Origin of the sequence: Azospirillum canadense (assembly GCF_025961225.1) — a bacterium.
GTDB classification, from domain to species: Bacteria; Pseudomonadota; Alphaproteobacteria; order Azospirillales; family Azospirillaceae; genus Azospirillum; species Azospirillum canadense.
This window is the reverse complement of sequence record NZ_JAOQNG010000005.1, coordinates 363,747-386,439: the sequence shown is the minus strand read 5'-3', so window position 1 is coordinate 386,439 and position 22,693 is coordinate 363,747. Positions and strand designations below refer to the sequence as shown.

Sequence of the window (22,693 nt, the reverse complement as noted above, 5' to 3'; positions counted from 1 at the left end):
CCGCACCTCTGGAGCGAGCGCGTTCACGGAGGCGAGAGGCCCGGCCGACCGGGGCACGCGGCGTATGTGCATGAGGGGGTCCCGCTTCAGTTGGGCCGTTACCGGCAAATCCCGGCGATCGATGTCACCTGTCCGACAAGACGCGCGAGGTCACGCTGGCTGGTCACGCCCATGTTCAAGCCGAGCTTGCGGTACGTGTTGGCGAGGTGGCAGCGGATCGTGTTGACGGCCTGTCCCGTGGTGGCGCTGATCGACTTCGGGGTCTCGCCGCGTCCCACCGACGCGGCGATCCGGCGCTCCGTGCGCGTCAGGCCGAGGGCCGCGAGCGCCTCATCGAGCTGAGCGTCGGTGGGATCGTCCGGCGCGAAGAGGACCATCGCTTCGCCGGGATACGGCGCGGCGGTCACGGACAGGAGGCGGTGCTGATCACGGTGCGGCACCGCGACATAGGCGGGGGCGCCGCCGGACAGAACGCCGTCAACGGCGGCGAAGAACGTGGTCCCCACCGCCCGGTCGGCAAACTGCAGACGCTGCGCCGGCGCGCTGACGCTGGTGCCGTCCGCGAGCAAGGTGGAGGCCGTGTCGTTCATCCAGCGCACACGGCCGCGCCGGTCGGTGAACAGCACGCCGACCGGCAGGTGGTTCAGCGCCGCCGCAAGGCGGGCGGTTTCGCGCGACCGGTCAATCGCATCGAACACGGACAGTGGCGCAGCCCCGGCCGCGCGAACGGCGTCGAGGGCGAGGCGCAGGTGGACCGTCCAGCCATTGGGAAGCCGCCGGCGCTGACACAGGATCCGCGTCGTCCGGGACGGCGTCTGAACATCGAGGACGTCAACGGTGCGACGGACGCCAAGCGCCAGCTGGAACCAATCGTCCGGCGCCACGCGCAGGTCGGTCGACCGCAGCAGGCCATGCGCGATGGCTCCCCAGTAAAGATCAGAGTAGGTCATTGCGCCCAGGAAGGCGCAGAACGCGGACCCGTGCGGGACCAGCGGGGCGGCGTAGGCGACCACGTCGTCCGGCCCGGAAATGACGAGATCCCCGTGGAACGCGTTCGACAGATGGACCAGATCGCGCATCGCGGCAGGGACAATGGCGGGCATGGTTAACAAAGCATTACTCCCTGGGCGCAAATCACAAACGAGGTTCCATCGGAATTCGAAGCGATACCTACATCAAATGGACTAGAAACGGAAGCGCAAACGTGGCTCTTGGCAAGTATAGCAACGCCATACAGGTGTATGGCCATTTGTAATTGTTGCAGTCCAGGCGAGGCCGGCCCGGCAAAGCACAACGAGTTCTTCCAGACGTCGCGCCCATCGGGCATCGTTAAAAGCTAGTATTTTATTCAAATGCGGATCCGGCAACGGCGTGGGGATGGGGTGCGGAAGGCGTGGCTGGCGCCGTCCACCGTCGGCAGGGCGGGGGGGCGGATCACAAGGTCGGCGGCAGGAGGAGGATGGTCGCGGGGCCCGTGTTGAAGGCGAGGGCGACGACCGTGTCGTTGGGGGCGACGGAGAGGCTGGTGGCGTAGCGGGTGATGGCGCGGCCGGTCCGGTCCCGTGCGGCGTCGGTGTCGTCGGTGGTGAACCGGACGTCGTCGGCGACGCCGAGGCGCCCATCGTTGGTCAGGGCTGGGGTACCGGTGGCGAGGAGGTCATGCCCCGGCGCCTGATCGTCTCCGCTGGCCGTCTCGCCCGACGTGCCGGTGAGGGTGGCGGTGGTCTGGACGAGCGTGGACCCGAACGGGTCCAGGCGCGTCACGATGCCCGCCGGCGCAACCGTCCTCAGCGCGCCCAGGGTGGTTTCCGGCGTGGCGGTCTGGCCGTTGTTGAGAGCCGTGAAGACCGCCGCGACGTCCGCGGCCTGGACCGTGATGACGTGGATGGTCGTGGTGATGGGGTGCGGGCGCGCGTCGCGGGCGTGGCGGGCGGCGCCATCCGCCACCCCCGCGGCGGCGACGGTGGCCGTAGAACCGCACGGCGCTGGCTCAAGGGGGGTGATGCGGGCGATCGGCTGCGCCTCGAGCCACACGTTGGCAGCGGCGCGGTCGTGGTCGCCGGCGGCCCGGTGCCGGGCGAGGTGGTCCCAGGCGCCGGCCAAGCGGCCCGCGCTTCGCGGCGGGTGGCTTGCGATCTCCGTCGCGGCCGCAGCGGTCTCGGTGGCGTGGGCCGACGTGGCAAGCGTGGCGACGAGACCGGCGCTCAGGACCAAGGCGGCGTGGAGGACGGCAAGGTGTCCGTGACGAAGCATGACGGGGGACCCTTTGGGTGGCGACGATCGCCAAACGGTATTGATTTGCGGTTGGCGGGTCTATGGCGCCTGGAATGGGTCATCATGCACCGGCGGTATAGCGCCGTGTTGCGCGGTGGTTGGGAGGCCCGCAAAGCGCCGGGGCTTTCGGACCGAGCTGGGGCGGATCACGGCGAAAGCGCCGGCGCTTGCCGTGTGGCCCGCTGCCTCGGCGAGCCGGGCGCCGGCCGCGCGACCGTCGCGACGCTCCGATCGGACGGCGTCAGACGGGAACGGAAGACGTGGGGATCGCCTTCGCTGGCATCGCCCGGCCGTGGCGTCCTTGGCGAAGCGGGGCTGGAGCGATGTGTGCCGTGCCTTCAGACCACGGGGCCCGGTTCGCCGCGATGGCCCGCCGTCTCAAAGGGTGGAGGCCGACGGTGGGATCGACCGGTTCGCCGGCGCCGGTGGCCCGCTCGGGGCGCGGGGTCGGCGCGGCCAACCCGGATGCGGCCGAAAAGCCGAGGTCGGGATCGGCCAAAGCGCCTCGCGCAGGGAACCTGGGTGGCCCTGCGCAACGGCCCTCGACAGCGCGCGCCGTCCTGATGACGGACGCGCGGCCCTAAGGCCGTGCTCCGCAGCCCCGGTGGCGGACACGCGGTGCGGACGCGGGCGCCCACGCGGTCACCCCATACCGTGCCCCATGTCGAGGTCGTGATCGTTCGTGGCGTCGGCGGCGTCGGACTGGGGCGGTCTCGTGCCGAGCTGCTCCAGAGCGGCGGGTTGGGCGTTCTGGGCGACGGTGTGCAGGGTGGGGTACTGGTTGGTGGCGAGCAGGCCACGGTGGAGTTCGGGGTCGTTGCGGACGGCGAGCAGCGTCTGGGCGGCGCAGAGGGGGCGTACGGCGTCGGCGGCGGTGGCGATCTGATGGGCGTGCGTCGTCGTGAGGGGGTCGCTGGCGGCATCCGCCGTCTGAGCCACGGCGAACAGGGTGGTCGCGAGGTGGGTCGCGCGGTGATACGTGAAGAGCCAAGCCGGGCCGGGGCGGGCGGCCGACACGGCGGCGGACACGGCGGCGTCGAGGGCGGCGCGGCGCTCGTTACGCCCCTGCCAGGCGCGGGCGGCGTCCACGGCGTCGCGCGGGACGCTCGGCGGGTTGCCCGGGGTCGGGTGCGTGATGGCGGCGAGGTGCCGCTTCCAGTCCAACGCCGCCACGCGGTCGAAACGCTCCGCGGCCAGCCACAGGAGGCGATGGCAAAGGGTTTCCGGTCGGGGGCCGTCGGACGGGCGAGCGTCGGTGGCGGTTTGGCTCGTGGCGGCCGAGGTGGGCGGCAGGCCCAGGGCGGCGATGCTCGGCGGGGGCGCCGCAGGCAGCCGGGCGGCGGCCGGGATCTGGGCGGCGTCCTGGAGAGTCGCGGCGGCGGCGTGCCGAGCGGCGACGGTCGGGTCGGCGAGCGCCGCTTCCCGCGCCTCGACGGCGGCTTCGGCGTCGCGGACCGCGCTGCGCGTGGCGCTTGCCGCGCGGACGCGCTCCGGCAGAGCGGCGATGGCGGCGAGCGCGGCGGCGCGGGTCTCGCGGCCGAACAGTTTGCCACCGCGCAGAACGCCGAGTTCGGTGGGGTCCGCCTGGAGACGGGCGAGGATGTCGCCCTGAGCGCCGCCGCCGGCCGCGCTCAGCGCGGTGCGCAGGCGGGCGGCGGCGGCGTCGGGAGAAAGGAAGGCCGTGCCGAGCGTGGCGGCGAGGGCGTTTCGGGCGTCGTGGAAGGCGGTTCGTGTGTCGGCGAGGCCCTGGCGGAGGGTGTCGAGGGCCGGTGGGGGCGGCTGGAGCAAGGCGTCGCCGGCGCGGTCCATGAGGTTGGCGGCCCAGCGAGCGGCTTCACCGGCCAACCAGCCGGCGCGGACCGGGTCGGGGTCGGAGACGGCGGCCTCGATGGTGGCGGCCAAGGTTGGCGGCACGGTGGGCGGTGTCGTCGGGGTGGGTGCGACGGCGCGTAAAGACGGCTGGGAAGGGGCTGCCGTGGAGGGCTTCTTGCTGTTGGTGTCGGACACGGGAGCCTCGGAGCGGGGGAACGGGAGAGTGTTGTCGGGAATGGGGGACGGGCTTGGGGTCGGGGCCGCCGCGGGGGCGGCTGGCGCTGCGCGTGGCCGGGTGGAGGCCGAGGGGGATGGGGTGGAGGGCTGAACGGGTTGGGCGAGGGGGGCTTCGGCCATGGCGGTCATGGTGGTCCTGAGGGGGGCGGCCGGCGTGGGGCGGGCCATGGTCAGGAAGGCGGGGAGGTCCTGTTCCCAGCTTGGGTCTGCGCTGGGCAGGCGGCGGCCGATCTCGCCGGAGACGAGCTTGCGGAAGAGGGTGGCCGTGGCCGGGGTGAAGGCGGCGCTGGTGCTGTCGATGGTGTAGGGAGCCTCGGCGTGGACGCTTACAGGAAGTCCAGGCCGGTCGGGGCGGCGTCCGGCAGCAGCGTTGCCTGCGTGCTGGTCGGGTCGAGCGTCGGCGGCTGCGGGGAGGGCGCCGATGCGTCGAGCGACGTGAGATGATCCCGCAAAGCCCCAGGCGGCAGCTTCCTCTGCCCGTGCAGGAGTTGACATGCGCCCGTAAGTTGGGTGGCTGTCGAGGCCGGCGCGGAGGGCGGCGACGGCGGGGTCGGCGGTGAGAGCGGTGTATTCGGCATGGGTGATGCGTCCGGTCCTGGTGTTGTGGTGGAAGGCCTCGTGGGCGAGGGTGGCCGAGGGATGAGGGCCGTTCACGTCCACGAGGATGGGGTGCTGCGGGGTGCCGTCCGTCTGGTAGGCGGTGAGCAGCGCGCCGTTCCAAAGGCTGAGCACGCGCTGCGTCGTGGGGTCGATGGTGAGGATGCCATCGACCAGAAGCAAGGGGGCCGTGGGCGCCAGGTCGTCGCGGAGCGGCTTCAGGCGGTCGGCCCAGGCGGCGCGGCGCGCCACGGCGGCGGGATCGGTGTCGATCACGGCGACGACCGAGGCCTCCACGCGTGTCAACTTCAGCGTGCCGACGTCAGCGGTGCGACCCACGGGGAGGTCGGCGGGGAGTTGGAGGGCGGTGAGGGGCAGGCGGGCCGTGGCGGGGGCGGCCGGCGTGGGGGCGGGGGCTTCCTGCATGGCGGTGATGGTGACGAGGCTGTCGTCGAAGAGGACGTAGTTGTAGGAGCCTTCGCCGTTGGCGCGGCTGGTGCCGTCCAGGTACTTGATGCCGGGGATGCCGGCGGCGCGGAGGGCCGTGCTGGCGGCCTCGGGGGAGCCGAGGTGGCGGCAGAGGTCGGTATAGAACGCGGCGCCGGTGGTGCGGTAACGACTCCAGTCGCGGAGGTCGGGGTGGTGGGCGCGGAGTTCGTCGATGCGGGCTTCGGCGTCTGCGCGGTCCTCGAAGCCGGAATAGAAACTCTCCACGCGGTCCGTTGCCGGATCGACCCAGGCCGGGGTGAAGTCGGTCCAGGTCATGGTGCCGCGGCCACGTTGGCGCTCCACCACGCGGAGTTCCGGCGGGGCGGCCATCAGGTTGGCGGCGATCAGGGCGTCGCGGACGTGGCGGGACTGGGCGTGGAGGGGCTGGTCGTGGAGGAGGTAGGCGTCCTCCGGCGGCGTGAGGTCGACCGTGTAGAGGCGGCCGGCGTTGAGAGAGACGCGATCCGCCGTCATGGCTTCGATGGCGGCCAACCGTGCGTCGAGGTCCGCTTTGGTGGCGGCAAACTGGCGCTCCCGTGCGGAAAGCTCCTCGTCCGTGACAACGAGGTCGCCCCACCCCTCCTGACGAACACCGAGGAGGTCGCGCATGGTGGCGAGGGAGGCAATCGCGTCAGCGACGATCTGGCGGACTTCGGCGGCGGCGTTGCGCTTGGCGTCGTCAAACCCTTGGCCGCGTTGGACGCGCTGCAGGATGGCGAACGCGGCCATGTCGTCCACGCTCGCTAGGGCGGTCAGCGGTTCCCCGTCGAGCATCATCTGGCCGGACAATGCCTGGCGGTAGTGGCGCGCAACGGCCTCGTTGCCGGCAAAGTAGAGGCCGTGGCCGAAGAGTTGGCCCCCTTCGCCGCTGCCGATGGCCGACAACGAGAACTTGTCGAAGGTGTGCGGGCTGCCGTGAAAGGCGGTCTCGGGCAGGGTGTCGGGCATGGGATCGACGAGCGCGCCTGCGGCGCGCGGGGCCGCGCGGCGCTCGGTGGCGCTCCGAGACGGTGCCGTGGGCATGGGAGGCGAATCCTCCCATGGCGAGGAGGCCTCCCGAGACGTGCGAGGGAGGCTCGCCGAGGGGGTTGTGAGGTGGTGGGCGAGGTGGTCGAGGGCCGCGGTGGCGCGGGGGTCGGGGCTGGTGGAGGATTGGAGGGAGAGGCGGGCGGTGGCGAGGTCGGTGTCGAGGACGAGGGACAGCGCGGCGAAGCCGGGGCGGCCGAAACGGTCGAGGACGTCCTGCTCGATGGCGGCAACGCTGGTGTCGTCGATGGGCTGGCCGTCCCAGAGGTGGCGGCGGTGGGTGGGCGGCGGGCGATGGGCGGCGGGGCGGCGGCCGATGGCGCCGGCGACGATGCTTTCGAAAACCGATTCGGTGGAGAGGCTGAGGCCCAGACGCGCGGTGCTTATGCGGTACGGGGCTTGGGCCCGAGCCACGTCATCGCGGTTGGGTCGATCGGTTCCGGGTCGGAGAGGATCAGGCGGCCCGTCTGCGGGTCGCGCGGGCCGCTGTCCAGCGAGGGGGGTGGTACGGGCGTGGGCGCTGACCGCAGAAGCGACGGCAGCGGACCCTGCAAAGGTCCAGGCGGCAAGCTCTTCAGCGCGTGTCGGGCCAGGGAGGGTCGGGAAGGTGGCGTCGATGTGCCGGAGGACGGGTTCGACGGCGGGGTCGCTTGTGATGGCATGGGCTTCCTCGGGAGTAAGGCGGTTGGTGGCGGAGAGGTAATGATACTGCTCGTGCAGCAGTGTGGGAACCGGATGGTTGGCGGACAGGCTGATCGCGATGGCGAAGCCTTCCTCCGTGGTGGGCGCCGGGTAGAGGGCGCCGTTCAGGCCGGCGGTCAAGCGCGACGTCGTGGGGTCGACGATGTAGAGGGCGTCGTGCAGGCCGATCGGGGCGGTGGGGGTGATGGCGTCGGACAGGGGCTGCAAGTAGGCCATCCAGTCCTGGCGGCGCTCCAGGGCGGCCGGGGCGGTGTCGGAGACGGCGACCACATCGTCGGCGAGACGGGCAATGCGCAGGGTGCCGATGCGCAGCTGGCGGCCGGTGGGGAGGGACGAGAGGTCCAAGGCAGCGAGGTCGCGGGGGATGGGGGCCGATGGGGGAGCGGCGGGCGTCGGCGGCAGCGCCGCGGACGATGCCGAGGGGGTGAGGGGGGCCGGGGTGACGGTGGCGATGGCGTCGTGCTTGGCGGTGATCGTGACGAGGGTGGCGTCGAAGATCACGTAGTTGTGCGAGCCGTCGCCCTGCGAGCGGGACGTTCCGTCGAGGTACTTGATGCCCGGGATGCCGGCGGCGTGGAGCGCCTTGCTGGCGGCGGCGTGGTCCTGCACCGTTCCGCCGCCAAGGTGCAAGGCCAGACGAAGATACAGGATGGAACCGGGGTCGGAGTCACGCGTCCACTCCGGCGGAACCGCCGTCCATTCCGGGCAAGCGGCGAGCGCCGCTTTCACCGTCTCGGACTGCTCCGACAGGGACTTGTCCCACACGAGGTATTCGTCCTCGGCCGGGCTGAGGTCAACCTGATACAGGCGTCCACGGCGCTGCGTGTTGTCGATCAGGATGGTGTCGTCGCTCGCGAGAATGGCTTCGGCGGCCATGTATTCGCGGTCCAGCCACTCGCTGTTGTGGAGGTCCATCCGCGCGCGAAAGAGAGCGTCCTCGTCGTCGCCGTCCAGCGCCCTGGCAAGGCGGTCCTCCTGGCGTGTGCGGTACGAGGCGCGATGGATATTGGCCTGCCGAAGTTCCTCCAGGGCAATGTGACGGGCGTCGTCGATGCCCACGCCCAGCGTGCGCATGTGGAACGCGATGTCCGTGCCGGCCTTGGCGGCTCCGAGAGACTCGTCCGTCGTTAACGTGTGGCGCATCCGGCCGCCGGGGAAAACCAGCACCTTTCCCTGGTCCACTTCGCCCAAGCGCTCGATGGTGGTGGCGACCAGACGAATGGCGTCGCCGTCCTGCCGGTGCGCGGCGTTGCGCAACACGTCGTCCACGCCGTAGCCGCTGGTCAACAGGTACTGGACGTGATCCGCGACGGCGGCAGCCTCCGGGCCAAGCTCCTCTTCGACAACCTTGGGGAGGTCGCCGATGCTGGCGACACGGTTGCCGACGCGCCAGCTCGTCCCGGCCAGACGGTCGCGGTACCATTCCGCGACCGTCTGGCTGCTGGCGAAGTACAGGCCATGCCCGAAGGCCTGCACGCCTTCGCCGGTGCCGAGGTGGTCAAGGCTGAAGCGGTCGAAGTCGTGCGGGCTGCCGTGGTAGGCGACGTCGTAGAGCGTGGGCAGGCCCTGGTCGTTGGTGCGTTCCCGCATGGTGGCGAAGAGGGTGTCGAGGGCGGCGTTGATGGCGGTGCGCTCGGGGCCGGTGGGGTAGGGGTTGCCCTTGTAGGCCGGGCTGGCAAAGCGGTCGGACTCGACGCCCTGGACGAGGTACGGGCTGGAGTCGCCGCGGGCCTGGATGCGGTCGAAGACGTAGCTCTCCAGCGCGCGGGCCAGCATCTCGGTCGGGCGGGTCCAGTAGTCGCCCGACTTGCCGGAGAGCTTACCGGCTTCCGTGGCATAGTCGGTGGCGACCGGGCGGTTGGGTGTGGTGTCGGCGCCGCTCCGAAGGCGGTCGAGGCTGGCGCGCAGGTCGGGGAGTTCGCGGGATTCGGCGGCTTGGATGTAATCCTTGGCGGAGCGCAGGAACGTGGCGTTGTTCACGCGCAGGGCGGCGGAGGCTTCAACCTTGGCGATGTCGGCGCGGTACTTGGCGACGCGGGCCTCCATGGCGGCGATGCTCTCCTCGCGGCGGGCGATCGCCTCATCGAGGGTTTGCGGGCGGGTGAAGAGGCTGTTCAGGACGGTGGCCCAGGCGGCGGCGACCTCCGGGCGGAGATTCGGGCGCCAGGGGGTGACGGCTGGCTTGCCGGTCGTGCGGTCGATGCGCGTCGTCGCCTTGCCGTAGGCGGTGTCGTTCGTGCGCGAGGAGACGTAGACGGACGCCCCGGTATTGGCGGCGTCGTTGTCCAGTTCGCCAAAATGATGGTCGAGCGCGTGCGCCCATTCGTGGGCGAGGGCTCCGGCGCCGCGGATCTTCGTCAGATTGACGACGCGGCGGGAGGGCTCGTAGTGGGCGGCGAAAGCCCCGTTGCCGCGGGCGCCGAACGCGACGGCGAGGGAGCCGCCCAGGCTCAGGGCCTTGGGGCTGACGTTGAGGATGTCGGCGAGGTCGTGCAGGGCGTCAAAGGCGTGGTTGACGGCCTTCTGTCGCTCGTCGGATGCGACCCAGTTGCCGAACTCGACGCCGCGGAAGCCAAACTCCGTGCGGAAGTCCTCCGAGGTGATGTCGCGGCCCTGACGGCGGTCGGGGCCGGTGCGGAGAATGCCGTCGAGGTGGGGACGGTGCGGGGTGGTCGGCGTGGGGTTGGCGTCTGTCCGGGCGGCGGTGTTGGCGGCAAGGGTTTCGGCGTGTGCTGTGCACCAGGCGATGGCGGCCTCGCGGTCGGCGAAGTCGTCGGCGACGATGGCGCGTTGGCCCTTGTTCGTGACGAAGAGGCCGCCGCGGTGGTCGGTGTGGACGTCGAAGAGGCGCTGCCAGGGTTCGGGCGCGGGCCAGCCGGACGCTACGTCCTGTTGGGCCTTGCGGATCTCCGTCGCGGTGATGAACAGGGGCTTGTCGCTGGACTTGAGGGCGGAGAAGTAGACCCGGCGGGCTTCCGCTTGCGCGGCGGAGGGGGCGGCGCGGCCGATGATCGAGGCGTTGGCGTTGAAACCGACGGCGGACTGGACGCGGGTGCGGACACCCTGCAGGTCGCCGGTCGATCGGGCGCCGTCCACGGCGGCGCGGACGGCGGCGATCATGCGGAGGTAGTCGCGGCGACCGTCCGGGGTGTCGTGGCGGGGCTTGGTGGCCAGGCCGTCGTAGAGGGTCTTCTTGAGGCGGACCACGATGGGGTCCTCGCCGGCGGCGATCAGGGCGCCGTAGTCGGGGCGCGGCCACACCTGCTCCTTGGTGACGAATTTGGACTCCTCGGCCGCGGTCATGCCGTCGAGATCCGAGAGCGTCAGTCCGCCGCGCTGCGCCCAGAGATCCTTGCGGGCGCCGCCGATCTTCGTGCCGGCGTCCAGGAGCATGGGGGACGACGGGGAGGGGGATGAGGGGTGGGTGGGCTCGGGGCGGGTGGCGGGTGGGGTGAGGGGGGCTGGTTGCTCCGGCGCGGCGGCTTGCGCGGTGGCATGGCCCTCCTCCGCGCGTGGCGCGGAGGAGGGGACCGCTGCGCGGTCGGCGGTGCTTTCGGCCCCGCTGGGAATGGCCAAGGTGGCTGTGGGCGGGCGGGATGCGGGCGGCTCGGTGGCGGGCGAGTCGCTTCGCATAGCGCGGCGGGGCGGGTCGAGCTTCAGCGATGAGGCGGGGGGGTGGCCGAAGGTGGCGATGAAGGCTTGGGCGGCGGCGGCGGAGCGGAACTGGAAGCCGGGGACGGCGCCCTTGCCTTTGTCGCTGGAATACCAGCCGCGATGGGACTTGGCGTTGTCCATCATGGCGGCGAACAGGGTGCTGTCGACGCGGACAGTGGGCTGGACAACCCACAGGTCCATGCGCCTGATGGGGTGCTTCGTCTCAATGACGGTGAAGCGGAGCGGGGAGGCCGGAGGGGTTGGCGGCTCGGCGTTGCCCAGTCCGGCGGGCGCGGCGATGGAGGCGGAAGGGTGGGCGTCGGCGCGGGTTTGCTGTTCGGCGGCGGCGGTCGCGGCGATGAAGTGGGTGGCGGCCCAGTCGGGATCGTGGGTGGCGAGCGAGGCAGTGACCGTGGCGGCGAGGTCCGGAAAGGGGACGGAGGGGCGGCCGGCGGCGTAGGCCTGGGCAATGGCCGTGTAGAGGAGCGCGGCGTCGGGGTCGATGCCGGGCAGGACCGTGGCGGCGAGGGCCGTGACCTCGGGTGGCGGCGGGGACAGGAGGTCAAGCAGGTGTGACGGGTCGCGGTTCAGGCGGCGGAGAAGCGGGCGCGCCGCCACGGCGACGGGGTCGGACTGGTCGGGAGCGGTGGCCGCGAGCATGCGTTGCCCGAGGGCGGCGGCGCGGGAGAGGGCGGCGCTGTCGGCGGTCGCGGGGGCGTGGAAATGGGCGGTCCAGGCGATGGCGTGCAGAAAGGCGGTGGGGTCGGGGGTCGCGGCCGGGCAGCAGGTGGATGCCCTGCTTCAGGTAGGGGAGGACGCCGTCGGCCTGGATGGCGCGGCGGTGCGGGCGCGGGAGGGTGTCGAGCGCGGCGGCGTCGATCGGGAGGAGTGGCAGTTTGCGGGTGTGGATGTAGGACCGGGCGGCGGGCGGAGCGGCGTTCAGGGCGGCGATGACGCGGGCGCGGTCACCGGGCTGCCAGTGTTCGGCGCCGGGGAAGGCGTCGGGGCCGGGGGCGGCTGGTGCAGCGGTGGGAGGGGCGACAGGAGCGGCGTCCCGGGCGGGGAGCCCAGAAGCGTCGTCAGGAGCGGTGACGAGGGGGGGAGTTCCCGGCCCCGTCGGCGCTCCAAGGTGGCGACCTCGGCGGCGGTCGTTTGCATCGGGTCCAGAGGCAGCTGCGGCACGGGGAGACTCCTGGGGTGCGGCCGGTTGGGGGCGGGCACTGGTGGTGTCGGAAATGGATGGGGGTGATTGGAGCGGCGGGGCGGCGAGAAGTTGCTCAAGAAAACTCATCTGCGCGGGGTTGCCGCGCGATGGCCGCCAGCCCATTGGGACTCTCCCTTCATTCCGGCGGTCAGACTACTACGGAGCCGACGGGTTTGCCAAGATGTGATGGCGGGCCTACCCGGAGTGAGCCCCGAGGCCGCTTGGGGCGACGGTGGGGCTCCTCGTGTGGGTGCTCAATGGTTTGCACGGCGCGCGGTGGCCAACAACAAATGGCCGCGGCCGATGGGGCGGGACGCGGAATGCTTGATCGCTGACACCAATCCACCTAAACCTGAACCATGCTTCCGCCCAGCCACACCGCCGCGCCCGCATCACCGCTCGATCGCCATTGGGATTTGATGCGGGTCTTCCTGGCCGTGGCCCGGGAGGGCGCGCTTCTGCACGGCGCCAAGGCGCTGGGAGAGCCGCTGTCGTCGGTGCACCGTCAGATCGGCGCGCTGGAATCCGCCCTGGGCACCCAGTTGTTCACCCGGTCGTCCGTCGGCCTGAAGCTGACCCCGGCCGGCCGCGCGCTGCTGACGGCCGCGGAGGCGATGGACGCGGCCGCCGCGACCGCCCTTCAGGCCGTGACGGCGCTTCGCACCGGCGAGCGTCTGCCCCACAAGCCCGCCCCGACGCTCAATGGGCAGTGGGATGGGGTGCGGGTCTTCCTGGCCTACGGCCGCACCGGCACCTTCGTGAAGGCGGCGGGCGACGCCGGCATGAGCTTCGAAACGGCGCGGCGGCACCTGTACAGCCTTGAGCACGCGCTCGGCCTCGGCCTCAGCACACGGTCGCGCGGGACCATCCACTTGACTCCGGCCGGGGAGGCGCTGCGCACCGCCGCTCTGGTCATGGAGGCCGCGGTTGCCGACGCCAACCGCAGCCTCATCGGCCTCAATCACCGGCCCGAAGGTCTGGTCCGCATCGCCACCACGGACGGCTTGGGTGCGTTCTGGGTCACGCCCCGCCTAGAGCGCCTGTACGAGCGGTTCCCCGGCCTCGCCGTGCAGCTGCAATACCGCCCCCATCAGCCCGACCTCGCCAACGGCGAGGCCGATCTCTGGATCGGCTACAGCGAGCCGCAGGCCAAGGCGCTCATCCGCCTGCCCCTCGGGCGGATCGACTTCCGTCCGGTGGCGTCACGCGGCTACCTCGCCCGGCACGGCGTGCCGCAGCGTTGGGAGGAGTTGGCGAGCGAGCACTGGTTGCTCACCCACACCTACTACACGGAGCACAGCGACGACCCCGATTTCGCGCGCTGGGGCCGCATCTGCCGGGGCTCGCCGCGCGTGCGTTTGGAAACCGACCTGTCCATGTCCCTTTTGGCGGCCACGGTGGCGGGGCATGGCATTTCTCTCCAGCCCAGCGGTGTTCTCGACCAGCACGACACGCTCGTCCTGATCGATCTCCCGTGCACCGCCACCGCGCCCTTCTGGCTCGTTTACCACGAGCACCTGCGGCACATCGCCCGGTATCGGGCCGTCATTCAGGAATGCATCGAAATCATGAGTCAGGCCGGCTTGCGCTGAACGGCCGCTGGCTGGCGACGCTGCCGGTGTTCGCGCAGCGCGCCGATGATCAGCGCCGCCATGCAGAACAGGTCGGCGGCCAGGCCGTACTGGCTGCCGGTGATGACGTCGTGGCAAATCCAGGCGATGCCGGACGCGAAAAAGCCCAACCGCAGGCCCAAGGCGGTCCCCTGCCACCGCCCGGCGGTGGCCAGCAGCAAGCCGGCGGCCGCGCACACCGAGGACCAGCCGTGCCAGGTCAGGCCAACCAGCCCAAGCATGGCCGGCACGGTGGCCGCGAACACAACAGTCCGCACCCGCGACCGGCCGGAGGGCAGCGCCGACAGGCCCTGGATCAGAGACAGCGCCGTCATCGCCGCGCCGGTGTGCGCCTTCAGCAGCAGGTAATGCACACCGAACGCGACGGCGCTTGCCGCTTGTCCGAGCAGCATGGCCCGGCGGCCCTTCAGCAGGGGCCAGAGCGCGACCAGGCTGAAGGCAACCGCACCGGCGAGGTCTGCGGCGGGCATCGCCGGGAGTAGGTCAGCCGGCACGGGAATCGGCCGCCGCGAACGGGACAAGCGCCTCCAGAACGCGTCCCGCGATGCCATCCTGCCCGCTCTGCCACGGCGCGTCACCACCCCACGCCGCGCGAACCTGGGCCGCGAACGCGCCAAGATCGACGCGTGACTGCGCCGCGATCATCTCGACCCGGCCCGGCGTGAGGTGCGGGGCGAGGGTGTCCTGCAGGCGGATGATCACCCCGTCCATCTGGTCCTGCGGCGGTGCCCCGAGGTGCCACAGCACCGCCCGGACCCGCGCCTCGGCGTCCACATGGGGCATCTCCGCGGCCGAGCGCCAATAGCGCAGGATGAATTCGCGGATCGCGGCCGTCGGACCATAGACGCCGGCGGTGCGCGCCACAATCCGACGGGCAAGTTCACTCGGGGACGCTTTGATGGCCGCACTGATGTGCTCGAAATCATCCCACCGATGTTGCTCCATGCGAACCGACACGTCGCGCCCGATGACCCGCAGCTTGCGCGGCGTCGGCGCAAGGCGGCGCGAGGGAACGGGGACTCGCAGACCGTCATGCCGCTCGGTATACGGCTTAACGTCTGGCGCAGAGGGGCGGACGTCGATCGACTGAAGCATGGTCATCTTCGGCAGGCCTTTTGGTCTGGAAGTCTTGACGGGGTCTGGGCGGGCACAATCACGCGGTACGACGCAACCGTAGGGCATCGCGCGGCTCGGGGGAACGCCAAGAAAACGGAAAACGCCAACACGAATACGGGAAGCGAACACGAAACGGACGCGGGGACGCCAGGCCACGTGAACGAAGGCGTGATCCGGCGTCGGTGGCGCGGTCCGGCTGCGCCGGGCCGCGGCGATGGGCAGCCCCTCCTACACGTCCCAGCCTTCGTTGGCGAGAAACGCGCCGATCACGCTGACGGTGCCCGTCTCCACCGCCTTGGATCGCAGAAGGAGTTCCGCGGGAAGCCGCAAGGTCCACATCCTTTCGCTCTAGAGCGGCCACAGTGCGATGACAAAGGCCGGAAGAATGGCAAATGGCAGAAGGTAGGTTGCCGCCGCCGCCGTCAGGCTGGATCGGCCGATGGCAATGTCATCCTCGCTGAAGACGCCGGCCTGCTCCATCAAGGTGAGGGCCAGGGGGAATGAGGTGCGCCATTCATCGGACGCGACAATGGCGAACAGGGCCGTGGCCGCGGCGGTGCTGATACCGAGAGTTACGGACGATGCAGCCGCCTCGAGTGCGGCCGCGCCCGTCCATTTCGAAAGGTAAACGAACGCCTCTACATCAAAGACCCTTGCGGCAAGCGCGAGTGCCGCCACGGTTAACGCCGCCGCGGGCGCCCATAAGCCGAGCTTTGCATACAGCACCGTAAGGGGACGGCAATCATGATAGCGGATGGCATGCCCGACCTCATGGCTGACAGTCGCGTAGGCGCGACCGTCTCGCCGATTGGCAACATCCTGTGTCAAATGAACCGTGTCGGTTTTCGGATCAAACTTGTTCCGGCGCCCTCCAACAGCCACTCGCGTCGACAATCGGTAGCGGGCAATGGTCATTTCGGCGAATTCGACCGGCGTGAAAGGCCGATTGCCAGCATAGTCGTCGGGTCGCAACACCCGGCGTGCCAAAACCAGCCGGGCAGCGAGAAGCAAAAGGCAGGACAGCGCCAGCCAAAGCCAAGCCGCAACGTTTGTGTCAGTCATAGGTCCGGTGAGCATGATTGTTCCTTGTTGGGAAGCGCGACCGGCGGGCGAGGCGCTCCTCACGGCGTGAGAAGCGCCACTGTGCCGTGCTATCGTTCGATTTCAGCGTTTGGGACGCCAACGAAGGACCGTCCGCAGCGGCTCATCGGTTTGGCGCCAGAGCACCCACCAGCCATGAAGCGTCTTCACGATGGTCATGGGGGATTCCGTCCTTTTTGGCAGACTGGCCGGCGCGCTGAGCGCTCCTCGTGGCCTGAGGAGCGCCGCGGTGCCGCGCTATTGTTCGAATGCGGCTTCGGGCAGAGTGCTGAGATAGGTGAAATACTGGGCCCTTGATGCGCTGGTCAGCGCTTGAACGGGACCGAGCGAGAAAAGTGTCCGACACGCGGCCTCGGGCGATCGAGCCGCGGTGAACGGAGCACGCTCGTCGGCGAAAGACGCCTTGCCGGTGTCCTGGAGAGCGTCAAGAAGGTCTCGAACTTCCGCGTAACGGGCACGCCGTTGGGCAGTAAGGAAGAGGCCGTCAAACACGGTGACGTCGCCGTTGGCAAACGTCACCATCGCGGCAAGCAACGGAAAGTTGGTCGCGGGACCGTCGGCGGGCGAAGCGTCGGGTGTCATCGCGGTGGGCGAGGCAAACAGTCGGACCGATGCGACGTTCCGATCAACGGCGGCGGTGAGAAGCGACGCCAGATTGGCCGTTGTTGAGGTGTTGTCGTGACGCGTTACAATCATCGTATTTCCTTTGATGCCGACCAACCGTCCTTGGCGCTGCGCACCCTACCACCAAAAGGAGGCTGGTTGTGACTGGCGCCACCATAACACGCCGTCGTAACGCACCGGTGGCTGACAGGCCGGGGCGCTATGCGTTCTGCGAACACCCCGAGCGAAATAGGGTGGCGGGGCGCCGCGACCGTCCGGTTTCGACAATAAAGCCCCATTTCCGACGGACGAGCGGTGGCGCGTTCCGCGGGTCTCACCGGATCGCCCGACGAGAGCGGGTCCAAATGCCGCGACCGGGGGCTCGCCCGCGCCGGCAACGCCCGGGGCCGCCGAGGCATTATTCCCGCTGGCTTGGCGCTCCTGCTCTTTCAGAAAGACAACGCCCTGGCGCGCTGGTACTGGCGAAGCACCGAGACCGCCCGCGGCACCCGCAAGTCCATGATCGTCGCGCTCGCCGGCAAGTTACTGATTGTGCTCTGGCAATTCGCGACCACTGGCGCGCCGCCCGAGGGCATGGCCTTACGGGGCGCCTCATGAGCATCGATCCCGCCCGGAACACACCGCTTCAGCACCCGCGCGGGCAACCGTAGCTGGGTGCCGACGCCGATCCGAGGTGGCGGGGCCCCGCGTAATTGCATGGCCCCTGTACCGACCGTGAGACTGCGTCCGCCGCCCCGAAGCTTGGCCGCTTGATGCGCATGGCCGTACGATGGTTCGGACCCTTGGGGCCCACCAGATGCAAGGATGTGGCGCGCTGTCCGCGGCCGATGGCGGGCTCCTCTTGGAGCGACGGCCGCAAGACCGCTCGCCGCGGGGCAACTTCCAAAGCCATGGCTTTCGAGGCGCACGGCAGCATGGAGCGGGGCGTTGTCCGCCTCACAGGCGCGCCGCACCACGCTGCGCTGAAGCGCCGACCGGACGCGCGCTTGACCCGGTCACCGCCCCAAACAGAAATAACGAGACGACAATGACCGACTTGCCTCTCACATTCCATACAAGTGATTACTCACAAACTATGAGTTCACCCTGTTTTCTCCAATGACTTTCGCACAGAATGCTTTGAAGCCCGCAAAAGGTGATTGCTCGGGGATGCGGCCTCGACGCCCTCCTGAGCAACTTGCTGACCCCCAGAATGCCTGAGGTAGAGGGATAAGTCACTCATTCTGATTAAATAGGCACGAGTGGCATTGCGTGAAGGTAGATCCGGCATTTTGAAGTGTGTACAGTGGTCTTGATGCAGCCCATGCTATCGTCGTCGGGATGTTCACCCCCCAATAAGACGGGTGCGTCGTTGAGCTTGCTTGACACACGTTAGCTAGCATTGTCTTGTCTTTAATCACGTTGGAACAACACATTAATTAAATGGCTAATCGTCCAGTTCGTGTTTCGGCGCAAATACCGGAAATAAGCAGGTTTTTCCCCGCCACATTCCGGCTGACCATACTGGCTGATGCGCCGGTCGCCTTGGTCTAACGTAATTGTCTACAGACGATAGATTACAATTATCGTGATTCATGACGACTAATCCCTGAGTTGCCGCACAGGAGGTAATTGGGAACGGCGTTGAGATCACCTTTTAACTTCCGCGACCTTGATGTCAGAGCTTTTCTTTGGAACTGTTTATTTGGTTTTCTTGAGAAAGTCATTGGCTTTGCGACTACAGCAAGGTCTTTACACGATACTTCTGTGCGCCCCCCTTCTAATGGGCCAATTTTATCATACGGAGGAGTCATGACCGACACCACTGAAACTAAGACTGAAACTGCGCAAGACGCGAATGGTGACGTAGAGCTCTTCAAGCTCGCCGCCGTTCGCGCGCCCAAGCTCTTCCTAGAGGATTCGCGTGTTATTAAAGTTGCCGGCAGAAGAAATATCGATGTTGATGGCGGAGAAGCTGTCGATGGCGAAGGGCACGCGGACGGCAACGTGCTTTTATCGGGCGACGCTGTGAGTGGCCATCTCTCTGCACTAGCCGTTAGAATAATTGCGGAAGATGACGAGAAGCAGGTCCTGCTAGGCGAGTTTGATCTTGAGATTGCTGGAAGAAATGAAGCATGGGAATCTCCCGAAGTGAGCGAGTGGTTTAAGAAAAAAACAGGCCTTAACATTGACGCTATAGTGGCAGCTGAGGAATGGGGCAAGTTGAAGGAATCGGTACATCGGAGCCTCATCAACGCTCTTTTTCCTAGTGGTGCCGAGTCGACGCGCAATCTTGTTCTTGCGACGGCAATGCTCCGCGCTTGCCGTCTCATGGCCCTGGTTGAGACTATTTCGCGCGCTCCGGCGCCTTTAAGCGCTTTGGATGTCCAGCGGTTTTTGCATTATGCAACAGTTCAGCTGCCCTTGGAGGCGACGCCAACAAACCAGAACCCGCTGGCTCGCCCGCCCGCCATAGCAGATCTCACTAAAGTGTGTCTGGGATCGGCGCGCTATGTTCCTGGTCCCATCGCGCACATCGAGAACGTGATGGCGAGCGAAAAGCGCGAGCGCACCCATCGGATACGAGAGGAGAACGAAGAGACCACTACCCGTGAGACCGAACGGTCCCAAGAAACCCTCAAGGACCTGACCACGGCGTCCAACGTTGAGATGCAGCAGGAAGCGGTTCAGGCGCTTAGCTCCAGCACCGACATTGAGGCTGGACTCAAGGCGAGTGCATCCTATGGACCTACGGTTAGTATTGAAACAGACGCCCGCTTGGCGCGGCACGATAGCAACGAGTCTGTAACCCACGCAGCCGCGAGCATTGCGAACTCCGTCACGCAGCAGGCCAAGCAACGGGTCATGGATCGAATTCGGGAAACCCGTACTGTCCGACACCTGCTTGAGACGGAAGAGACGAATCTCCACGGTTTTGACAACTCCGGCCCTAACACGGAGCACATCGTAGGTATTTACCGGTACGTGGAGCAGGTCCAAGAAGCGTGGATGGAGAATTACGGAAAGCGCGTGATGTTGGAGTTCATCGTGCCTGAACCGGCGGCGATATTTCAGTGGGCGATCGCCAGCATGACGCATGCGGAGGACGATCCTGAGCCGTCCAAGCCCAACAATCCGGCGAATGCCGCAGAGGATCTGAGCCCAGAGCACATCAACGAGAACAACTATCTCCAACTCGTCGGTCTGTATGGTGCCCGCGGCGTCAAAGCGCCTCCCCAAACAAGCGTCGACATTTCGGTGAGCTTCCAGCCGGCGACTCGATCCGATCTTTTCGTGTTCCAAGACAGCAAGACGCTGAAGGTTCCGTCCGGTTACCGCGCAGTGAGTTGGGCAGCACAGTGCGTAACGTGGGGGGATAAGGGGACGCCTGAACACGTGTGGATGGTTGGCGTTGGCGAAAGTGCTCAGCCACAGGTAAATAACGACCCAGACCAATTAAACAAGTTCTTGTCCGGCAATATCAGCGCGGAGCAAGATTCCACCATCTCTGTCGTGATGCTGGGCCGTGGCCTGATCGATATGTCCGCGTCGGTGCGCGTGCACTGTGATCGCACAGTCGATGAACTGAACAGGTGGAAGCTCGAGGTATATGATAAAGTGTTGAGCGCTTGGGATGTTACACATCAGGATTGGATGGCGCGAAAGGCACGCGCCGATTCGCTCGCCCGTGGTGACGCGGCATCCTCGCCCCTGCGAGGCACCAGCCCGGAAGAGAACCGGGTCGTAGAGCGTCGAGAGCTTCGCCGCTCGGTGATCCACATGCTACTCGGCGACTCTCAGGATAAGGGGAAGTTCGCAGGCAGGGCGGTCACGCGACCCGACCACGATCGACCCACCCTCGATCTTGGGATAGTGGCCAAAGAACGGGATGACATTCAGTTTTTTGAGCAGTCATTCGAGTGGCCAGACATGACATGGGTGCATTATCCATATTATTGGGCAGATACCACTCAGTGGGCCGACAGCATTCGTCGTAGAGAGAATGATCCGCAATGGGCAGCTTTCCTCTCGGCTGGAGCTACCCGGGTCTCAGTGCCCGTACGGCCTGGCTTCGAAGCAGCTATCTGTCTCTACTTGGCTACCGGTGTTATCTGGAATGGTGGCCAGGTTCCAACTGTAGGGGATCCTGCCTACCTCGGCATCGCCGAGGAAATCGCCGAAAGCCTCGGTACGGGTCAGGTGGCCCCGCAGAAGAGGCCCCTGGATCCTGTGCGGCTCCCCACTCAGCTCATCCGCCTGCAGCCGACGAGCGAGTTGAATCCAAGTATACCTCTGTTTGCGGAGCCCGAAACATGAGCGATAAACTACAACCGCCAGAAACATCGTCGACACGACTACTTCAGGAGATTGTCGATCAAGCCCTGCTGATGAGCCGCATTCCCGGATCACTAGAACCGACGTCGGGCGGGATTGAGCCATCCAGGCAGCTGAGCGAACTGCTCACTGCTGGCCTAGATGCCCTGTACGAAGCGACAGGCTCTGGCACGAGCGTCGAGGCATGGTTGGCATCTGCTTTGGCCGTGGATGACGTCAATCAGCTTGCGGCGAGAGGGCCGCTCGCTCTCGCTAACATGCTCAATGGTGCGGCCTTCAGACCCAAAAGAAAGGTCACTCCTATGTCTGACCAAGAAGACGAAATAGATGCTCGCACTGCGCTGCTGGCTATGGAGAAGTTCGGTGTGATCCCGGACAACAAGGAGGAAGGAGGGCGGCCGTGACCAAGACGATCAAGCCACCACGCCCGTACAACTGCCGCCGACCACCTCCGCTGCCGATCTCTACCATGGAACCATTCGAGAACGAGCGTGACTACCGGCTCGCGTTTCATCGTCTCGCCGACACGTGGTTAAAAGAAATAAAACCGCCTCCCGACCGCGTCCACTACCCACCTAGTCACCGGCTTTATACGGGGAACTATCGCAAGCCTTCAAATAATGCGCAAGCAAGGGATCGCAGCATCAAGGATTGGGGGGTCCGCTGGCTTTACGCACGGGCTGCGGACGCCAATTACTTGTCGCTGTCATCTACCCTTCTATATGCGATCGGAGTTCCACAGCTTTGCCGTGACCGGAAGCGCGATCCCATAAGCCGGCTTGCATTTGAGGTCGGCCGCATGGTTCATAAAATAATCGGGGAGAGATACCTGGAATGTTACTTGGATAATAATCGGACCTCCGCGGTCGCCTGCGACGGCCGTGTGTTCTTCCAAGATGGAACTGACGAGTTATTGTCTAGGCTCGCCTTGAATGACATTCAAAGTGTATATGGCGGCCTTAACTATTGTCTCGCAGGTCAGCGCTGCGACATCATCGATATTGATCAGCGCGAATTCTGGGAAGTAAAGCCGGCGTCACTCTCCTCAGCCAATTTGCTTCAGCTTTGGGGGTACTTAGACAATTACGAGATGGCGCGGGTGATGGCGCACTACCGTTCAGAAAGGCCACTGCCGCGTATGGACGCTGGCGACCCCGCGATGCTGGATCAACGAGTGATACTACCATTTGAAATAACGATCCCGGACGGAACTGAATTTCTCATCACACCTATCGTCAAGAGTGAACTTCCGGGGATAATTGCGTACAATATGACACTGCGGAGCAAGCAACGGAGGCCTCGCAAGGCGATGGCCCGCCGGATCGCAGAGGTAACTGCAGCAGATGTGGAGTCGGTTCTAGTGCTTGCAATTCAAAGGCGGCGAGATCTGCTATATTTTTCCGAACAACAAGATGAAGAAGCCAAAAAGTTAGTGATATATTGCGGGCTCCTAATCCTTGCCACGGCCGCAGCTGTTGCTGCGGTGGGGCTTGGGGTTGCGATCGGCGCGGCTGTCGGTGCTGCTGCAGGTTCGGCTGGGGCTGCAGCAGTTATCACTGGACCTGAGGCGGCGGCAGCATCAGGTCAACTCGTTTCGCTTGCGGCAGTTCGAGCAGCCTCGTCTGCTTCTGTTCCCGCTATAGTGGAAGCGGCCTCCAAAATTGCCGCCTCCGTCACGATCACTTATGTCGGCACCCGCCAATTCAAGGTGACTCCTGAACTGGCCGGGCTCTGCGTCGGAGCCGGATGCGAGATTGGTGAAGCGTTAATTGGGGAATTGTCTGTCCAGAAGTGAGGGGTGGAAGCCGAGTGTCGGTGGCCTCGAAGATGATCCGGACCATGGTCAGGTGGTCGGTGTGTTGAACTTTGACCCTTGGGATGGCTTTGGCGCATAGACCCAGCGTGAATGGGA

The 22,693-nt window shown here is 66.9% G+C and carries 12 protein-coding genes; 5 read left to right on the top strand and 7 right to left on the bottom strand.

Annotated elements, in window-relative coordinates:
• Positions 1–98: 98 nt before the first annotated feature.
• From M2351_RS26425 to M2351_RS26415, 3 genes are all read right to left on the bottom strand, one after another.
• Complete coding sequence (locus M2351_RS26425) at positions 99–1,103, bottom strand: helix-turn-helix transcriptional regulator (protein ID WP_264659029.1); 1,005 nt, start codon at positions 1,101–1,103, stop codon at positions 99–101.
• Positions 1,104–1,434: 331 nt separating this feature from the next.
• Complete coding sequence (locus tag M2351_RS26420) at positions 1,435–2,253, bottom strand: hypothetical protein (RefSeq protein WP_264659028.1); 819 nt, start codon at positions 2,251–2,253, stop codon at positions 1,435–1,437.
• A 663-nt stretch (positions 2,254–2,916) separates the two neighbouring features.
• Positions 2,917–11,451 (bottom strand): LPD1 domain-containing protein, encoded by an 8,535-nt coding sequence (locus tag M2351_RS26415; protein WP_264659027.1) that lies wholly within the window; start codon positions 11,449–11,451, stop codon positions 2,917–2,919.
• A gap of 903 nt (positions 11,452–12,354) precedes the next feature.
• Between M2351_RS26415 and M2351_RS26410 the strand changes: the two genes are divergently transcribed.
• Positions 12,355–13,587 (top strand): LysR substrate-binding domain-containing protein, encoded by a 1,233-nt coding sequence (locus tag M2351_RS26410; protein WP_264659026.1) that lies wholly within the window; start codon positions 12,355–12,357, stop codon positions 13,585–13,587.
• Here the strand turns inward: M2351_RS26410 and M2351_RS26405 are convergent.
• From M2351_RS26405 to M2351_RS26390, 4 genes are all read right to left on the bottom strand, one after another.
• On the bottom strand, positions 13,569–14,096 hold the full coding sequence (locus M2351_RS26405; protein ID WP_264659025.1) for a YgjV family protein: 528 nt from the start codon (positions 14,094–14,096) through the stop codon (positions 13,569–13,571). The genes M2351_RS26410 and M2351_RS26405 overlap by 19 nt on opposite strands.
• 13 nt (positions 14,097–14,109) lie before the next feature.
• Positions 14,110–14,721: a ribbon-helix-helix domain-containing protein gene (locus M2351_RS26400; protein WP_264659024.1), complete on the bottom strand. Its 612-nt coding sequence runs from the start codon at positions 14,719–14,721 to the stop codon at positions 14,110–14,112.
• Between the two features lie 369 nt (positions 14,722–15,090).
• Positions 15,091–15,819, bottom strand: a complete 729-nt coding sequence (locus M2351_RS26395) for a zinc metallopeptidase (RefSeq protein ID WP_264659023.1) — start codon at positions 15,817–15,819, stop codon at positions 15,091–15,093.
• Between the two features lie 261 nt (positions 15,820–16,080).
• Complete coding sequence (locus M2351_RS26390; protein ID WP_264659022.1) at positions 16,081–16,539, bottom strand: hypothetical protein; 459 nt, start codon at positions 16,537–16,539, stop codon at positions 16,081–16,083.
• Between the two features lie 204 nt (positions 16,540–16,743).
• Between M2351_RS26390 and M2351_RS26385 the strand changes: the two genes are divergently transcribed.
• From M2351_RS26385 to M2351_RS26370, 4 genes are all read left to right on the top strand, one after another.
• Complete coding sequence (locus M2351_RS26385; protein ID WP_264659109.1) at positions 16,744–17,064, top strand: transposase; 321 nt, start codon at positions 16,744–16,746, stop codon at positions 17,062–17,064.
• Between the two features lie 1,194 nt (positions 17,065–18,258).
• Positions 18,259–20,763, top strand: a complete 2,505-nt coding sequence (locus M2351_RS26380; protein WP_264659021.1) for a hypothetical protein — start codon at positions 18,259–18,261, stop codon at positions 20,761–20,763.
• Entirely contained in the window at positions 20,760–21,185 is a 426-nt protein-coding gene (locus M2351_RS26375) for a hypothetical protein (protein WP_264659020.1), read from the top strand. Before M2351_RS26380 ends, M2351_RS26375 begins: the two co-directional genes overlap by 4 nt.
• Positions 21,182–22,576, top strand: coding sequence for a hypothetical protein (locus tag M2351_RS26370; RefSeq protein WP_264659019.1), 1,395 nt, complete (start codon positions 21,182–21,184; stop codon positions 22,574–22,576). Before M2351_RS26375 ends, M2351_RS26370 begins: the two co-directional genes overlap by 4 nt.
• Positions 22,577–22,693 lie beyond the last annotated feature (117 nt).

Coding starts and splice junctions, on each gene's coding strand:
- M2351_RS26420 (WP_264659028.1), bottom strand. CDS start 2,253: ATGCTTCGTCACGGACACCTTGCCGTCCTCCACGCCGCCTTGGTCCTG.
- M2351_RS26390 (WP_264659022.1), bottom strand. CDS start 16,539: ATGATTGTAACGCGTCACGACAACACCTCAACAACGGCCAATCTGGCG.
- M2351_RS26395 (WP_264659023.1), bottom strand. CDS start 15,819: ATGCTCACCGGACCTATGACTGACACAAACGTTGCGGCTTGGCTTTGG.
- M2351_RS26400 (WP_264659024.1), bottom strand. CDS start 14,721: ATGCTTCAGTCGATCGACGTCCGCCCCTCTGCGCCAGACGTTAAGCCG.
- M2351_RS26380 (WP_264659021.1), top strand. CDS start 18,259: ATGACCGACACCACTGAAACTAAGACTGAAACTGCGCAAGACGCGAAT.
- M2351_RS26425 (WP_264659029.1), bottom strand. CDS start 1,103: ATGCCCGCCATTGTCCCTGCCGCGATGCGCGATCTGGTCCATCTGTCG.
- M2351_RS26410 (WP_264659026.1), top strand. CDS start 12,355: ATGCTTCCGCCCAGCCACACCGCCGCGCCCGCATCACCGCTCGATCGC.
- M2351_RS26405 (WP_264659025.1), bottom strand. CDS start 14,096: ATGCCCGCCGCAGACCTCGCCGGTGCGGTTGCCTTCAGCCTGGTCGCG.
- M2351_RS26375 (WP_264659020.1), top strand. CDS start 20,760: ATGAGCGATAAACTACAACCGCCAGAAACATCGTCGACACGACTACTT.
- M2351_RS26415 (WP_264659027.1), bottom strand. CDS start 11,451: ATGCTCGCGGCCACCGCTCCCGACCAGTCCGACCCCGTCGCCGTGGCG.